Origin of the sequence: Saccharothrix sp. NPDC042600, from assembly GCF_040647305.1 — a bacterium.
Classification (GTDB): domain Bacteria; phylum Actinomycetota; class Actinomycetes; order Mycobacteriales; family Pseudonocardiaceae; genus Actinosynnema; species Actinosynnema mutabilis.
On the sequence record NZ_JBEZBW010000081.1, the window covers coordinates 1 to 15334 of the forward strand.

Consider the following 15334-nt stretch of genomic DNA (forward strand, 5'->3'; position numbering starts at 1 on the left):
GCCCGGCCGTCGAGCTGGACCTGCCCGCCGCGTCCGCCGACACCACGGCCGACGACCTGCGCCGGGAGCTGCGCGACCTGCTGCTGGGCTACGACACCGAACCCGGTGGCGCGGACCGGCTGGCCGCCGCCTACCTGGACAGGCGCGCCGCGCTCGCCGAACGGCCGCTGACCGCCGAGGCCGGGCTGCTGCGGCTGTTCGCCGACCTGTCCGAGCTCAGCCGCAACAAGCCGGTCGGCGAGGAGCAGCCGGACAACCGCGTGCACAGCCCGCGCGAGTACTTCCACACCTACCTGCGCAGCCTCGAACCGGACCGGGCCGGCGTGTCGGCCACGTTCCGCCGCAGGCTGTCCACGGCGCTGGCCAACTACGGCGTCACCGAGCTGGAGCGCACGCCCGCGCTGGAGGAGGCGGTCTTCCGCATCTTCCTGGCCCAACAGCGCGCCGCCGCCGACGCGAACGTCATCGCGGCCCTGCTGCGGCAGTGGCTGACCGAGGCCCCGCCCGCGGAGGACGACCGGGTCACCGTCGGCCTGGCCCTGGAGCACCTGGTCGCCGCCACGCAGGTGCGGTTCCCGGCGCTGTCGGACCTGGCGCGCGGCGTGGTGTTCCGCTGGTTCGCCCAGCCGATGCTGCGCCGCTCCCGCGCCCGCGTGCACTCGGAGGTGCGCAAGCACCTGATCCACCTCGACCGGCACCCCGACGCCGCCGACCGCGCCGAGCGGATCGCGGTCATGGTCGCGAGCCCCGAGCCGCTGGTGCGGCTGCTGGGCCAGCGCATCGGCCGCCCCGGCGTCGACCACGCCCCGCTGCTGGAGGTGCTGGCCCGCCGGTACTACGGCAACGACGCGCTCACCGCGATCCGCCCCAAGCGGGTCGGGGACTGCGTGTTCGTCGCCGCCGAGAACCGCGGCACCCGCGTGGTCAGCACCGCCGTGGACTTCGCGGCGCTGCCCGGGGCCGTGCGCGCGCTGGCCGAACTGGCCGCCGACCAGCCGCTGGTCGCCGACCTCTACGTGACCTGGCCGGACGGCCCGGCCGACCACGAGGAGATGGCCGCCCGGCTGCGCGAGGCGCTGACCGCCCAGCCGCTGCCGACCGCGTTGGACCGCATCACCACCACCGTGGCGGGCCGGCGCGACGAGCTGATGCACCACCACTTCACCTTCCGCCCGTCGCTGCACGGCCTGGCCGAGGAACGGCTGGTGCGGGGCCTGCACCCGCGCATCGCCGAGCGGATGCAGCTCGACCGGCTGCGCGACTTCGACCTCACCCGCCTGCCGTCGCTGGACGAGGAGGTCTACCTCTACCAGTGCGTGGCCAAGGACAACCCGTCCGACGAGCGGCTGGTGGCGCTGGCCCAGGTCCGCGACCTGACGCCGCTGCGCGACGACGACGGCCGGATCGCGGCCCTGCCCGCCGCCGAGGACGTCCTGGCCGCCTGCCTGGACGCCATCCGCCGCGCCCGCAGCCGCCACGGTGGCGGCCACCGGCCCGCCACCAACCGGATCGTGCTCTACGCGTGGCCGCCGACCGACCTGCACTCCGAGGACCTGCACGCGGTCGCGCAGCGCGTGCTGCCCACCACCACCGGGCTGGACCTGGAGGAGGTGCTGTTCCTGGCCCGCCGCCGGGACGAGACCGGGAAGCTGGTCGACATCGCCGTGCGCATCGGCGACGACGCGGGCGCGGGCGTGCGGCTGACGCTGGTCAAGCCGCCGACCGAGCCGGTCCGGCCGCTGGACGACTACCGCCAGAACGTGCTGCGGGCGCGCAGCCGGGGCACGGTCTACCCGTACGAGCTGATCGACGTGCTCACCGGCCCCGACGGGTCGTTCACCGAGTACGACCTGGTCGACGGGCGCCTGGTCGCCGTGGACCGGCCGCGCGGGCGCAACACGGCCGCGATCGTGCTGGGCACGGTCACCACGCCCACCGCCAAGCACCCCGAGGGCATGACCCGGGTGGTGCTGCTGGGCGACCCGACCAAGGCGCTGGGCGCGCTGTCCGAGCCGGAGTGCGCGCGGGTCATCGAGGCCCTCGACCTGGCCGAGCGGCTGGAGGTGCCGGTCGAGTGGTTCGCGCTGTCGGCCGGCGCGCGGATCTCCATGTCCTCGGGCACGGAGAACATGGACTGGGTCGCGGCGGCGCTCAAGCGGATCGTCGAGTTCACCCAGGCGGGTGGCGAGATCAACGTCGTGGTCGCGGGCATCAACGTCGGCGCCCAGCCGTACTGGAACGCCGAGGCCACGATGCTCATGCACACCAAGGGCATCCTGGTGATGACGCCGGACTCGGCGATGGTGCTGACCGGCAAGCAGTCGCTGGACTTCTCCGGCGGCGTGTCGGCCGAGGACAACTTCGGCATCGGCGGCCACGACCGCGTGATGGGGCCCAACGGCCAGGCGCAGTACTGGGCGCCGGACCTGCGGGCCGCGCGGGACGTGCTCATGGCGCACTACGAGCACAGCTTCATCGCGCCGGGCGAGGACGGCCCGCGCCGCGCGCCGACCACCGACCCGGTGGAGCGCGACGTGCGCGCGTACCCACACAGCTCGCCGGACAGCCCGTTCACCACGGTGGGCGAGATCTTCTCCGCCGAGGCCAATCCGGACCGCAAGAAGCCGTTCGACATCCGCACGGTGATGCGGGCGCTGTCCGACCAGGACCACCCGGTGCTGGAGCGGTGGCGCGGCATGGCCGACGCGGACACCGCGGTCGTGCAGGACGTCCACCTGGGCGGCATCCCGGTGTGCCTGCTGGGCATCGAGTCGCGGGCGGTGCCGCGGCACGGGTTCCCGCCCACCGACGGCCCCGACTCGTACACGGCGGGCACGCTGTTCCCGAAGTCGTCGAAGAAGGCGGCGCGGGCGATCAACGCGGCCAGCGGCAACCGGCCGCTGGTGGTGCTGGCGAACCTGTCGGGCTTCGACGGCTCGCCGGAGTCGATGCGCGAGCTGCAGCTGGAGTACGGCGCGGAGATCGGCCGGGCGATCGTGAACTTCCGCGGCCCGATCGTGTTCTGCGTGATCTCCCGGTACCACGGCGGCGCGTTCGTGGTGTTCTCCAAGGCGCTCAACCCGAACATGACGGTCCTGGCCGTCGAGGGCTCGTTCGCCTCGGTCATCGGCGGCGCGCCGGCGGCGGCCGTGGTCTTCTCCCGGGACGTGGACGGCCGCACGGCCAACGACCCGCGGGTGCGCAAGCTGGAGGCCCGGGTCGCGGAGTCCACCGGCGCGGAACGCGCGGCGCTGACCGCCGAGCTGGCCGGCACCCGGACCTCGGTGCGCGCGGAGAAGCTGGCCGAGGTGGCCGCCGAGTTCGACCGCGTGCACAGCATCCGGCGCGCGGTGGAGGTCGGCTCGGTGGACGCCATCGTGCCCGCGGGCGAGCTGCGCCGGCAGATCATCGAGGCCGTCGAACGGGGCCTCACGCGGTGACGCGTCCGACGCGGCCCGGACCCGGTCCCGGGGCCGGGCCGCGTCACATTCCACCCCGTCGCGACGATGACGGGGTGTGGACGTCGAAGCACCCGGCACCAGCGAGGTCGAAGCCATCACGGCTGTCCAAGACCCCGTGCTGCGCAACCTGCGGATCACCCACTGCTACCACCGCCTGTCGCGGGCGCTGGCCGACCGCACGGGCGGTTCGGCGAACTGGTGCACCTTCGCGGTCTGGGCGTCCAAGCAGGTGGGCCGGACCATCCGCCGGGAGGACCTGGCGCGGGCCCTGGAACACCTGGCCGACCCGGACGTGGTCAAGACCCTGGTCGACGCCCTGCGCCGGGTCGCGCCGCTGCCCTTCGACACCGTGGCGGACCTGGCGCGGCGAGCGGTCCTGATGACCGCCCGCCTGGACGAGGTGAGCGACGCCGCCGCGCGCGGCAACCTCAAGGTGTTCGAGGAGATCGCCCACGAGTTCGCCCGCTACCTGGCCTTCACCGGCCCGGTGGCGGACTTCGTGGCCGCGCTGCGCCCCGGTGAGCCGCCGGAGGGCCGGCACCACCTCGCCCGCGCCTTCACCCGCTACCACCGGGCCACGACGACCACCGACCCCAAGCGGCGCGCGGAACTGCTCCTGCTGGCCAACCTGGAAGTCGGCCTGCACGAGCAGACCCGCCTGCAACCGGAGATCCGGGCGGCCCTGGAGGCCCCGGTCATCGACCCGGCCGAGCTGCACCGCCGCCTGCTGGACCTCCTCCTGCCCGGCAACCGCTTCACGAAGTGGCTGCGCCGGGTGGCGCTGACCCTGCTGGGCCGCCGCTCGGCGCTGCGGGCCGCGACCGACCGCCTGGCCGACGAGGCCCGCACCCTGGCCCGTCAGACCGTCACGCGCCACCTGATGACGTTGGCCCTGCCCGACGAGTTGCTGGACCTGAGCACCGACCTGGCCGCTCCGTTCCCACCGCTGCTGGTGGAGCTGTCCGACCCGGACCTGCTGGACCTGCTCAGCCGGGTGGACCCGACGCCGGACTCGCTGCGCGACACGGCGGCCAGGGACTGGTCGGACCTGCCGGACCGCATGCACTACATCGCGGACATGTTCCGCTGCCACGCCGAACGGGCCACCCTGCAGAGCGCGCCGTTCAGCGACGACCAGGTGGCGGCGATGAACGACGGCCGCCTGCCCGCGGGGCGTCTGTGAGCCGTCCTACTCCGGTGCGTCAGGCCCCGGAACCGCGTTCGGCCTCGGCGAGCCGGGCGTGCAGCCGTTCCCGGACCTCCTCGGGTGTGTAGGCCCGCCGACGGCGTTCCGCCCGGGCCACGGCCACCCCGGTGGCCGCCACGCCCACGAACGCCGCCAACCCGAGGAGCTTCCACCAGCGCATGCCCCTAGGCTACTGCCGTGGCGGGCATCTCCCTGGACGAAGCTCTCGACACGACGCGCACCGGCGACCTGTGGGTGTTCCGCGGCCGGAGCGCGGCCGACCGGGCCATCCAGGCGTTGACCAACAGCCCGGTCAACCACGTCGGCATGTCCGTGGTGCTCGACGACCTCCCGCCGCTGATGTGGCACGCCGAACTCGGCCGGTCCCTGCCCGACCTGTGGTCGGGGAGGCAGCAGCGCGGCGCCCAGCTGCACGACCTGCGCGAAGCCGTGGTCACGTGGGCGCGCAAGTACGGGCAGCGGGCCTGGTTGCGCCAACTCGACCACGACGTCACCCGCGACATGGAGGACGCCGTCCTGCGCACCATCGCCCGCCTCGACGGCACACCCTTCCCCTCGACCGCCCGCCTGGCCACCCGCTGGCTGCACGGCCGGCTCCCGCTGGGCCGCCACCACACCGCCGCGCTGGAGACCGCCTACTGCGCCGAGGTCGTCGCCGTCACCTACCAGGCGATGGGCCTCCTGCCCGCCGACCGCAAACCGAACTGGTACGACCCGGGCCGCTTCTGGAGCGGCGACGAACTCGCCCTCACCCGGGGCGCGCGCCTCGGTGACGAGATCGCCGTCGCCATCCCCGACTAGGGCCTGTCCTCAAAGCGGGTGTGGCGTGGCGTGACCTGCCGGAACGGTACGAGCCGCGGAAGACGGTCCACGACCGGTTCTGACGCTGGTCGCGCAACGGCACCCTCACCACGCTGGTCGGGAAGGTGCGAGTGATCGCCGAGGCGGTCGACGAGTTGGACCGCGAGGTCTCGGTGGACTCCAGGGTCGTGGCCGGCATCGCGTTCCGACGACCAGGTCCAGGCCGCCCGGCGACCGGACCGAGCCGCGTCATCGCGGACCAGGGCCAAAGCCATCCGCGCGCACCTGCGCGAACGCGGCATCCCGGCCACCATCCCGGAACGCCGCGACCAACAGGCCAACCGCAAACGCAAGGGCCGGGCCGGCGGACGCCCACCGGCCTTGGACCGCACCGCCTGCAAACGCCGCAGCAGCCGACCGGACGCACGGTAATCGCCCGATCGCAGCGCAGTTTCCCCTCCCGCGCGGGCTAACGAACGCCGCGGCCCTCGCGATGGGGCGGGTAACCCTCGGCTTTGGAGGTCGGCGTGACCGGACGGGTTCGCAAGATCGGCACCGCCTGTGCCGCCGTCGCCCTGGGCGCCTGCGCGCTCGTGGTGACCCCGGCCGGGGCGCAGACCACCCGCGTCCTGGCCTACGTGGCCAACAACGGCGGCGGGGTGTCCGTCCTGGACACCGCGACCAACGCGCTCACCACCGCGCTCGTCGACGACCGGGGCGACTCCCCCTACGGCGTGGGCGTGGCGTTCGACGGCGGACGCGGTTACGTGACCAACGTCCGCGACGACACGCTCACCGTCATCGACACCCCCACCGGCACCGTCGACGCCGCCGTGCCGGTCGGCGACGGGCCCGCCGGCGTCGTCGTCTCCCCCAGCGGCGGGCACGTGTACGTTTCCAACTACCGCGGCGGCACGGTCTCCGTCGTGGACGCCGCCACCCTCACCGCCGTGGCCACCATCCCCGTGGGCCCCAACGCCGACGGCGTCGCCCTCACCCCGGACGGCCGCCTGCTCTACGTCGCCCACGACGTCCCCGGCCCCGGCACGGTGTCCGTCGTGGACACCGCCACCCACACCGAGATCGCCGAGTTCCCCACCGGCAACACGCCGACCGCCCTCGCCGTCACCCCCGACGGCGCGACCCTGGTCGTGGTCAACAAGTTCTCCGACAACGTGGCGCTGGTCGACACGTCGAGCAACACCGTCACCGGCACCGTCCCGGTCGGCTTCACCCCGCACGGCGTCGCGATCTCCCCGGACGGGGCCCGCGCGTTCGTCACCAACAGCGAGGGCGACGACCTGTCCGTCCTCGACCTGACCACCCGGTCCCGCGCGGCCACCGTCCGGGTCGGCGACCGGCCGATCAGCGTCGCCCTCACCCCCGACGGCGGCAAGGCCTACGTCACCAACTTCCTGGGCGACACGCTGTCCATCGTGGACACGTCGTCCCTGACCGTGGAGGCCACGATCGCCGTCGGCGTCAACCCGGTCGGCATCGCGATCCACGCCGTCCCGCCCGCCCGGACGCGGCTCGCCGCCGGCACCGCGGTGATCGTCGCGCGCGGCGGCCTCACGGTCACCGGTGTCACCGCCACCCTCACCGAGGCCCACACCGGACGCCCCGTCCCCGGCCGCACGATCGACTTCCGCACCGTCAAGGGCACCCCGCTGTGCACGGCGACCACCAACGCCGCCGGCACCGCGACCTGCGACGCCCGGGTCCCCTTCAACGTCGGCGTCAACACGCTCCTGGACGGCTACACGGCGGCCTACGGCGGCGACACGACCCACGGCCCCGCGACGAGCCACGGCGCGATCACCCGCAGATGAGCCGGATTGTCGTACCCACCGCCTACCATCCCGATCATGACGTCTGAGCCGCTGCCCCCGGACCTGCGGGCGCTGTTCGCCGACCCCGCCGACGCCGCCGGGCGGTCCCTGTCGGTCCCGCTGCCGCCGGGCCGGGCGGTGTCCTCGGCGGAGGAGGACGGCGACCGCCCCGCGTTCTGGCTGAGCGACGCCCCCGCCCCCGAGGGCCTGTGGTCCCGGCTGCGCGCCGAGCACGCCGGGTCGGGCCTGTGGCCGCTGCTGCTGGACGCGCTGGACGACAACGACCCCGAGTACCGGCCGTGGGGCTCCGGCGAGGTCACGCCGGGCGGGATGTCCGACCCGGCCGCGCACGACCCGGCCGCGCTGCTCGCGGCGTGGTGGACCGACCACACCGACAACCCGGACCCGGAGACCACGCCGTACGGTCGCGCCTGGCCCGGCCTCGCGCCCACCCCGACCACCGGCGGCGACCCGGACCGCATCGCCGACGGCCTGGCCGCGCACCTGCTGGCCGACCACCGCTCGATGCGCCTGGGCCTGGTGGCCGCCGAGCGCGGCGCCGACGCGCTCGCCGTCGCCGGCTGGTTCGGCCCGGCCAACTACACCGACGACACCGCCGAGATCGCCGCGGTCCTGCGCGGTTGGGAGGACCGGTTCGGCGCCCGGGTCGTCGGCGTCGGCTTCGCCACGCTCCTGCTCAGCGTCGCCGCCCCGCCCACGACGCGGGACCAGGCGCTGGCCGTCGCCGCCGAGCACTTCGCGTTCTGCCCGGACAACGTCTGGCAGGGCGTCACACCGCTGTCGGCGTACGCCGAACGCCTGGTCGGCGACCACTCGTGGGCGTTCTGGTGGGACTGAGGCGCGCGGCTCACTCCGGCAGCGTCACCGAGCCCCGGCCCATCTCGAACGTCGTGCCCTGGACGATCAGCACATAAGCCTCGGCCTTGCCCGGCTTCATCCCGCCGGTGTCCAGCGCCGAGTGCTGCTGCTCGCCCTTGACCAGCACCTTCCACTTGCCGTCCCCGGCGGCCCGGCCCTGCTGACCCTCGCACTCGACCTTGTCGCCCTCGGCCTGCGCCACGGCGTTCTCCTGCCGCACGACCAACAGCACCTTGGTGAAGTCGACCGGCGACTCCTGCTCCGGGCAGGCCACCGTGCCGGTGAACGCGTACCCGTCCGCCTCCTTGGTGACCTTCTCGTCGATCACCGCCTTGAACACGCCGGGACCGTCCGGTGTCATCGGCCCGATCGCCCCCGCGACGGGTGTGACCGCCACGCAGCTCCCCACGACCAACCCGGCAGCGACCACCGCTCGCCCGAACACGCCGACACGCATCACTGTTCCTCCCGTCTCCCGCGGCCCCGGTGGCCACGCCAGAGGCGGGATGCCCTCGCCCCGAACCGGAAAACGGCGGGAAAACAGCGACCACCTGAACGAGTGGCCGATGTGACGCGACCGCGTGACAGGCGCCCGCTCAGCCGCGCAGGCGGGCCAACACCCGGTCGAGGGCCGCGCGGACCAGGTCCGGCACGCCGTCGCGGCGCAGGTCCCCGAGCACCTGTTCGTTGAGCCCGCCGGGGGTCATGTGCTCCTCGGTCAACGCGGTCAGCGACGTCGCGCGCCCCAGCGACTGCCCGAGCTGCCCGAAGATGTGCGTGATGTAGGCGGTGGCGTCCTCGGGCTCGACGCCCTGCGCCGAAAGCCAGTCGGCGACCGTCGCCAGGTAGTCCAGGTGCGCCGCGAACGTCGCGGTGGCCGCGCTGAACGCCTCCAGGGTGGCCTCCTCCCCCGGCACGACCACGCCGCCCACCCGTTCGAGCAGCTCGCGCGCCACCGGGTGGTCCGGGTACAGCGCGGTCAGGCTCTGCCGGCGGGCCGCCGCGGGCAGCGGGATCGTGCGCACGACCCCGGTGGCCGGCGCGATCCACTCCCGCAGCCGCGCCAGCGGCACCCCGGCCAGCGCGCTGACCACGACGTGCTCCGGCCGGAACGCCAACTCCCGCACGACCTCCGCGCCGACCTGGGGCCGCACGGCCAGCACCACCACCGCCGCCCGGTCCAAGACCTCCTGGTTGCTCGCGCACACCCGCACGTTCGGGAACCGCCCGGCCAGGTCGAGCCCGACGGCGCGGCTGCGCGGCGACAGGAACACCGCGGGCGGCTCGGCGACCCCGTCGCTCAGCCCCTCCACGATCGCCGCCGTCAACGCGCCCGCGCCCACGAACCCGTACACCGACCTGCCTCCTCGCCGCCCCGGACCCCAGTGATCGCACCGTACCCGCCAACAGCCGCTTGAACCGCGCCGAAAACCATCGCTACGGTGAGCTGGGAGCGCTCCCAATCCGGAAGGACGTGCGATGAGGCACACCGCCTGGGCGGTCGCGGCAGTACTCGGGGCCGGTCTGGTCCTCGCCCCACCGGCCACCGCCGACCCACCGGGGGCGATGGCCGACTGCGGAGCCGGAACCTGGCACGCCGAGGCCTACGCCAACGGCGGCACGTGGACCGCACGGCGCGGCGCCTCGGTCGTCTACACGGGGTCGGACATGCGTTCGGCCGTGCAAGCCGCGATCGGCAGCCTCACCACCGGCCGGACGTGGAAGGAACGCGTCGTGGTCTGGCAGGGCGGCACGATCAGCGCCGGCGCGCGGATCTCCCTGCCCAGCCACACCGCGCTGGACGTGTGCGGCACGATCAACGTCACCGGCTCGGGCTCCGGCGACCAGGCCCCGGTCTACTCGCGCGGCACCACCGACGTCGAGGTGCAGCACCTGCGCCTCACCGGAACCCCGCTCTACGGCATCTTCCTGCGCAACGTCACCAACGTGGTGCTCGGCCAGATCGACATGCGCCTGTCCTCGGGCCTGGGCATCCGCATCGACAACCTGGGCAACACGAGCGTCCGCAGCCGCAACATCCGCATCGACAACGTGTACGTCTCGGGCACCGGCACCCACGGCGTCGAGACCTACGGCGTGGACGGCCTGACCATCGGCACCGTGACCGCCCGCAACACCCGGGACTCCGGTCTGCTGCTCAACAACACCATCAACGCCACCATCGGCACGGTCGACGCCGAGAACGCGGGCACCGGCACCGGTTACGCGGCCTTCCGGGTCGCCAACCGCAACGGCCGCGTCGGGGACAGCTACCCCACCAACATCCGGGTGGGACTGGTGAAGGCGCGCGGCGGCGGACGTGGCGTGTTCTGCGTGTCGGAAAGCGGCGGCCTGGCCATCGACCGGATCGACCTGGCCAACACCGGCAACAACGCCATCCTGGTGGAGAACTGCCACAACGTCACCATCGCGACCCAGAGCGGGTCGGTCTACGGCGGCGGCGAGATCCGCCTGGCCGCGCGCTCGGAGTTCCCGAACAACTCCGACATCTTCATCCAGAACCTGACCGTCACGAACTCGTCGATCCGCGAGAGCCCGTGCGGCGCCAACACCGTGTTCCGCAACAACACCCTGGTCAACACGAGTCAGAGCGTCTGCTGAGTCACGGGGCGGCGAACACCTGCACCCAGTACGGCCCGGTGCCGCCGGAGTTCACGCCGACACCCAGGTCCACCAGCTCGCAGTTGAGGATGTTGGCGCGGTGGGCCGGGCTGTGCAGCCAGTCCCTCATGGCCTCCTCGGGTGACGCCGGTCCCCGGTGGATGTTCTCGGCGACCCGCCGCCACGGGTAGCCGGCCGCGTCCAGCCGGTCGCCGGCGTCACGGCCGTCGGGGCTGACGTGGTCGTAGTAGTCGCGGGCGGCCATGTCGTCGGCGTGGGCCTGCGCGGCGGACTGCGCCCGCGCGTCCACCTTCACCGCGCCGCACCCGGCGGCGGCGCGCTCGGCGTTGACCAGTTCCACGACCCGGTCGGCGGCGGACACCCGGTTCGCCGGCTGCGCGTCGCTCTGCTGCGCCGTCACCGCGCCGAGGACCGCCGCGGCGGCGACGGCCACCATTGCCCGCTCCTTGCCGCGGGCGAAGAAACCGTTGCGCTTCATGATGTTCACTCCTCCGCTGTGCCGGTCGGTTACCCGCCGGATCGGCGGCGGAACGGCACGCGGGCACGTTCACCGGGTCGTGTGCTCAAGGTTTGCCGGCCGAACACGACGGGGTGGACCGTAGGCTGACGGCATGACACTGGGGGTCCGGCGTCCCGAGGACGTCGAGGAACTGCCCGCCATCGGCGGCGCGTACCGGATCACGCTGTCCGGCTCGGACACCGGCGGGCGGCTGGCGGTGGTGGAGATGCGGCTGGACGCGGGCGCGCTGGGCGCCGCGCCACACGTGCACCACTCGCACGAGGAGGACTTCGTCGTGCTCGACGGCGAGATCACCTTCGACGTGGGCGGCTCGGACCTGGTCGTGGGCGCGGGCGGCGCGGTGGCGGTGCCGCGCGGGTCCGCGCACGGGTTCCGCAACGCGGGCGGCGAGCCGGCGCGGTGCCTGATGATCCTCACGCCGGCCGGTTACGAGGACTACTTCCGCGAGGTGTCGCGGATGGTCGCCGCGGGCCACGAGCCGACGGCCGGGGAGCTGACCGCCCTGCGCGCCGGGTTCGACACGACCTCGGCCTGACCGGGTACGTTGCCGACAGGAGGTGGGCTGTGGTCTCCCTGGCCGACTGGTTGGCGTTCCCGCCGGCCGAACGCGCCCGCCGGCGCGCCGCGACCCTCGACCGGGCCGAGGCGTCCGCGCACGGCGACTGGATCACGGTCACCCGCGACCGCCCGGCCGGCGACGGCCCGTTGAGCGGGATCCCGTTCTCCGTCAAGGACAACGTGGACGTGCGGGGCGTGCCGACGACGGCCGGCAGCCCGCTGCTCGGCGATACGCCCGCCGCCGTGGACGCGTCGGTCGTCGGCGCGCTGGTGGACGCGGGCGCGGTCGTGGCCGGCAAGACCAACCTGCACGAGCTGGCGTTCGGGATCACCAGCGACAACCGGGCGTTCGGCCCGGTGCGCAACCCCGTGGACCCGACCCGGTCCGCCGGCGGGTCCAGCGGTGGCGCCGCGGTGGGCGTGGCGCTCGGGGTCGTGCCGTTCGCGCTGGGCACCGACACGGGCGGGTCGGTCACGATCCCGGCGGCGTTCTGCGGCGTGGTCGGCTTCCGGCCGACGACCGGCCGGTACCCGGGTGACGGGGTGGTGAACCTGTCCACCACGCGCGACACGGTCGGCGTGCTCGCCCGGACCGTGCGGGACGTGCGGGTGGTGGACGAGGTCGTGACCGGGTCGGCGGACTCCGCCGCGGTGTCGGTCGAGGGCCTGCGCATCGGCTTGCCGCGCAGTCGTTTCGCGGACGTGGACCCCGAGGTGGAGCGGGTCGTGCGGGCGGCGGTGGCCGTCCTGGAGCGGTGCGGCGCGGTCGTCGTGGCCGTGGACCTCGCCGACGACCTCGCCGTCGCCGGCGGTCCGGGCATGGAGATCGTGCGGTTCGAAGCGCCGCGCCTGCTCGCCCGCCGCGTGCCGCTGCCGCCCGAGCGGTGGCCGGAGCGGATCGCCTCACCGGGTGTCCGGGCGCTGATCGAGGGCATGGTCGCCGACCCCCTGCCGCCGGAGACCTACGAACGCGCCCGAACCGCCCGCTGGCGGCTGCGCCGGACCTACCTCGACGTGTTCGGGCGGGTGGACGTCGTGCTGGGCCCGACGACCCCGGTCACGGCCCCGGTGCTCGGCGCGGACGAGTCGCTCACCCTCAACGGGCGGGCCGTGCCGACGTTCGCGACCGTCACCCGCAACACCGGTCCCGGCACGGTGGCCGGTGTGCCGATGGTGTCCGTGCCGGCGGGCGTCACCCGGGACGGGTTGCCGGTGGGCGTGTGCCTGGAGGGACGACCGTTCGGCGACCCGCGCCTGTTGGGCGTCGCCGAGGCCGTGCAGGACGCCCTCACGCGTACTGGAGGTCGGCCTTGACGATCACGCCGTCCCGCACGTCGAAGCTGTAGCGGGCGCGGAACCCGCCCGTGCCGCCGGGTTCGAACCGGACCAGCATGGTGACCCCGCCCGGTCTGGCGGTGCTCTCCAGCACGGTCAACCGGCCGCCGATGACCTCGGTGTCGGCCCAGTGGCGGATCGCGTCGTGCCCCCGGATCTCCCGGCCGACGTCCACGATGACGGCCTCCGGCGCGAACGAGTCCACCAGCCCGTCCAGGTCCCCGGCCGCGACGGCGTCCACGTACCGGCGCGCCGCCGGGTCCAGCTCCGTCGCGGTGCCCGACGGCAACGGCGTGACGGCGTCGGACACCACTGCCCGCAGGTGGTCGCTCACCACCAACGCCACACCCCCGCCGACCAGCCCGACCGCCACCACCGCCGCCACGACGACGGCGATCCGCTTGTTCCGCGACCCCACTGCGCGCTCCTCACGTCCAGGTGACTGCGCCAGGAAGGATCACAGCCCCCGCATCCGGACTGGAAGCGAACAACCTGCACCGACCCTGCAACTTCTCCGACGCCGCGCTGATCCGGTCGCCCTCGGCGCGGTCCCGGGACTCGCGCGAGCGCACGTGGTCGGCACGGACAGGATTCGCAACCTGCTCGCGTTGGTTCTAACGGACACCCAGCGTGCGCTTGAAGAACGCCGCGAACGCGACCACCCCGAACAAGCCCGTCCACAGGAGGCTCACCGCGACCGCCGAGGTCGGGATCGACTGCGTGAAGCCCGCCCCGATCCCGATCTGCATCGCGCCGTAGGCGGGCAGCGCCTCCACCAGCCCGCCGTCGGGTGACCGGTTGATCAGCGGGTTCTGCAGGAGCAGGTCGGTGATCGTGATGGTGATGATGGTGAACATGCCTTCGAGCTGACCGGGCAGGAACAGCGCCAGGAACAGCCCCATCGCCCCGTAGACCAGGTTGGCCAGGAAGACCGCCACGAACATCGACAGCGGTTGTTCCATCGGCCAGAACCAGCGCATCCACGCGGCGGCGTAGGCGGCGACCACGGCGGCGAAGGCCGTGAGCGAGGTGAGCTTGGCCAGCAACAGCGCCCCGCGCGGGTAGCCGGCGGCGGTGAGCCGCAGGTCGAAGTCCTCCGCGTGCTTGGCCGAGGAGAACATCGCGAACCCGATGAGCTGGCACGACGCGTTGAGCACGCAGCTGATCATGGTGATCTTCTCGCCGCCGCCCAGCAGCACCGAGCCCGTGCTGCCGTGGTGGAACGGCAGCACGTCGTGGCTGACCACGTTGTGCGCCAGCGCGATGCCCACCGGGATCAGGGCGACCAGGAAGACCATCGCCAACCGGTTGCGGGCCAGCACGAACAGGGTGAAGCGGGCCGCCACGCCGTAGGAGGTCACGCGACCGCCACCGCGTGGGTCAGGACGCCGTCGCGCAGCCGGTGCATCGTGTCCAGCCGAACGCTGTCGTAGGCGAGGTGCGAGATCACCAACACCGCCCGCCCCGCCTCCCGCAACGCCGCCGCGATGTCCCAGAACCGCAGGTAGGTCTCCCAGTCGAACCCCTGGTAGGGCTCGTCGAGCAGCACCACGGCCGGGTCGTGCATCAACGCCAGCACCAGGTTGACCTTCTGCCGCGTCCCGCCGCTCAGGTCCTTGACCGCCGCGCCCCGGTAGTCGCCGAAGCCGAGCTGCTCGATCAGCTCGTCGGCCCGCCGCAGGTGCGGCAGCCGGTAGGCGATCTGGAAGTAGCGGAGGTGCTGGTCGACGGTGAGGTCGTTGTTGAGCACGGGGTTCTGCGGGCAGTACCCGAGCCGCCCGGACAGCTCGACGGACCCGGCGTCGGCCCGCAACTGTCCACAGAGGATCCGCAGGAGGGTGGTCTTGCCGGCCCCGTTCTCCCCGACCACCCCGACGACCTCACCACCCCCGACAGCCAGGTCCACCCCGCGCAACACCGACCGCTTCCCGTAGGACTTCCGGACCCCGGTCACGGCCAACATCGACTCTCCCCACCGCACGCGCACTCTTTCGGCCACGCTAGCCCAAGCCACCCGTCACCCTTTTCAGCGATCCTCCCCTTGCGGGCGAACCGCTTCTGTGGTGTGGGGCGCGGGCAGGCCGGCCGTGAGTGGCGG

15 protein-coding genes are annotated in these 15334 nt (G+C 73.5%); 8 read left to right on the forward strand and 7 right to left on the reverse strand.

Features of this window, described 5'->3' with window-relative positions; genetic code table 11:
• Both AB0A74_RS32530 and AB0A74_RS32535 read left to right on the forward strand, forming a co-directional pair.
• Positions 1-3440, forward strand: a 3440-nt coding sequence (locus tag AB0A74_RS32530) for a carboxyl transferase domain-containing protein (protein WP_358255520.1), incomplete at its 5' end; no start/stop codon positions are given.
• A 76-nt stretch (positions 3441-3516) separates the two neighbouring features.
• Positions 3517-4644, forward strand: coding sequence for a hypothetical protein (locus AB0A74_RS32535; RefSeq protein ID WP_358255522.1), 1128 nt, complete (start codon positions 3517-3519; stop codon positions 4642-4644).
• A gap of 19 nt (positions 4645-4663) precedes the next feature.
• On the opposite strand, the gene AB0A74_RS32540 is transcribed toward AB0A74_RS32535, so the two are convergent.
• Positions 4664-4828, reverse strand: a complete 165-nt coding sequence (locus tag AB0A74_RS32540; RefSeq protein ID WP_358255524.1) for a hypothetical protein — start codon at positions 4826-4828, stop codon at positions 4664-4666.
• A gap of 17 nt (positions 4829-4845) precedes the next feature.
• Here AB0A74_RS32540 and AB0A74_RS32545 point away from each other — a divergent pair, with 17 nt between their 5' ends.
• The 3 genes from AB0A74_RS32545 to AB0A74_RS32555 all read left to right on the forward strand — a co-directional run bounded on the left by AB0A74_RS32545 (position 4846) and on the right by AB0A74_RS32555 (position 8159).
• Entirely contained in the window at positions 4846-5469 is a 624-nt protein-coding gene (locus AB0A74_RS32545) for a hypothetical protein (protein ID WP_358255525.1), read from the forward strand.
• Positions 5470-5996: 527 nt separating this feature from the next.
• Positions 5997-7301, forward strand: coding sequence for a YncE family protein (locus tag AB0A74_RS32550; protein ID WP_358255527.1), 1305 nt, complete (start codon positions 5997-5999; stop codon positions 7299-7301).
• Positions 7302-7337: 36 nt separating this feature from the next.
• Complete coding sequence (locus AB0A74_RS32555) at positions 7338-8159, forward strand: DUF4253 domain-containing protein (protein WP_358255529.1); 822 nt, start codon at positions 7338-7340, stop codon at positions 8157-8159.
• 10 nt (positions 8160-8169) lie between these two features.
• Here the strand turns inward: AB0A74_RS32555 and AB0A74_RS32560 are convergent, their stop codons facing one another.
• Together AB0A74_RS32560 and AB0A74_RS32565 are read right to left on the reverse strand one after the other, a co-directional pair.
• Positions 8170-8637, reverse strand: a complete 468-nt coding sequence (locus AB0A74_RS32560; RefSeq protein ID WP_358255531.1) for a hypothetical protein — start codon at positions 8635-8637, stop codon at positions 8170-8172.
• Positions 8638-8776: 139 nt separating this feature from the next.
• Positions 8777-9535, reverse strand: coding sequence for an NAD(P)-binding domain-containing protein (locus tag AB0A74_RS32565; RefSeq protein ID WP_358255533.1), 759 nt, complete (start codon positions 9533-9535; stop codon positions 8777-8779).
• Positions 9536-9659: 124 nt separating this feature from the next.
• Between AB0A74_RS32565 and AB0A74_RS32570 the strand changes: the two genes are divergently transcribed.
• A complete protein-coding gene (locus AB0A74_RS32570) occupies positions 9660-10802 on the forward strand; it encodes a hypothetical protein (RefSeq protein ID WP_358255535.1) in 1143 nt (380 codons plus the stop codon).
• Between the two features lies 1 nt (position 10803).
• Here the strand turns inward: AB0A74_RS32570 and AB0A74_RS32575 are convergent, their stop codons facing one another.
• Positions 10804-11301, reverse strand: a complete 498-nt coding sequence (locus AB0A74_RS32575) for a CAP domain-containing protein (RefSeq protein ID WP_358255537.1) — start codon at positions 11299-11301, stop codon at positions 10804-10806.
• Positions 11302-11434: 133 nt separating this feature from the next.
• Here AB0A74_RS32575 and AB0A74_RS32580 point away from each other — a divergent pair, with 133 nt between their 5' ends.
• A complete protein-coding gene (locus AB0A74_RS32580; RefSeq protein ID WP_358255539.1) occupies positions 11435-11878 on the forward strand; it encodes a cupin domain-containing protein in 444 nt (147 codons plus the stop codon).
• Between the two features lie 29 nt (positions 11879-11907).
• Positions 11908-13215 carry an amidase family protein gene (locus tag AB0A74_RS32585; protein WP_358255541.1) on the forward strand — a complete coding sequence of 436 codons (1308 nt, stop codon included), beginning with the start codon at positions 11908-11910 and terminating at the stop codon, positions 13213-13215.
• On the opposite strand, the gene AB0A74_RS32590 is transcribed toward AB0A74_RS32585, so the two are convergent.
• From AB0A74_RS32590 to AB0A74_RS32600, 3 genes are all read right to left on the reverse strand, one after another.
• A complete protein-coding gene (locus tag AB0A74_RS32590; RefSeq protein ID WP_358255543.1) occupies positions 13190-13654 on the reverse strand; it encodes a nuclear transport factor 2 family protein in 465 nt (154 codons plus the stop codon). The two genes, AB0A74_RS32585 and AB0A74_RS32590, sit on opposite strands and share 26 nt — an antisense overlap.
• A gap of 196 nt (positions 13655-13850) precedes the next feature.
• The gene (locus AB0A74_RS32595; protein ID WP_358255545.1) at positions 13851-14597 is read right to left on the reverse strand and encodes a hypothetical protein; all 747 of its coding nucleotides are present in this window, start codon (positions 14595-14597) and stop codon (positions 13851-13853) included.
• Positions 14594-15199, reverse strand: coding sequence for an ABC transporter ATP-binding protein (locus AB0A74_RS32600; RefSeq protein ID WP_358255547.1), 606 nt, complete (start codon positions 15197-15199; stop codon positions 14594-14596). The genes AB0A74_RS32595 and AB0A74_RS32600 overlap by 4 nt, the downstream gene beginning before the upstream one ends.
• Positions 15200-15334: the final 135 nt, after the last annotated feature.

Excerpts from the sequence above, each read along its gene's own strand:
- AB0A74_RS32570 (WP_358255535.1), top strand. The coding sequence starts at position 9,660 with ATGAGGCACACCGCCTGGGCGGTCGCGGCAGTACTCGGGGCCGGTCTG.
- AB0A74_RS32540 (WP_358255524.1), bottom strand. The coding sequence starts at position 4,828 with ATGCGCTGGTGGAAGCTCCTCGGGTTGGCGGCGTTCGTGGGCGTGGCG.
- AB0A74_RS32575 (WP_358255537.1), bottom strand. The coding sequence starts at position 11,301 with ATGAAGCGCAACGGTTTCTTCGCCCGCGGCAAGGAGCGGGCAATGGTG.
- AB0A74_RS32555 (WP_358255529.1), top strand. The coding sequence starts at position 7,338 with ATGACGTCTGAGCCGCTGCCCCCGGACCTGCGGGCGCTGTTCGCCGAC.
- AB0A74_RS32560 (WP_358255531.1), bottom strand. The coding sequence starts at position 8,637 with ATGCGTGTCGGCGTGTTCGGGCGAGCGGTGGTCGCTGCCGGGTTGGTC.
- AB0A74_RS32600 (WP_358255547.1), bottom strand. The coding sequence starts at position 15,199 with ATGTTGGCCGTGACCGGGGTCCGGAAGTCCTACGGGAAGCGGTCGGTG.
- AB0A74_RS32580 (WP_358255539.1), top strand. The coding sequence starts at position 11,435 with ATGACACTGGGGGTCCGGCGTCCCGAGGACGTCGAGGAACTGCCCGCC.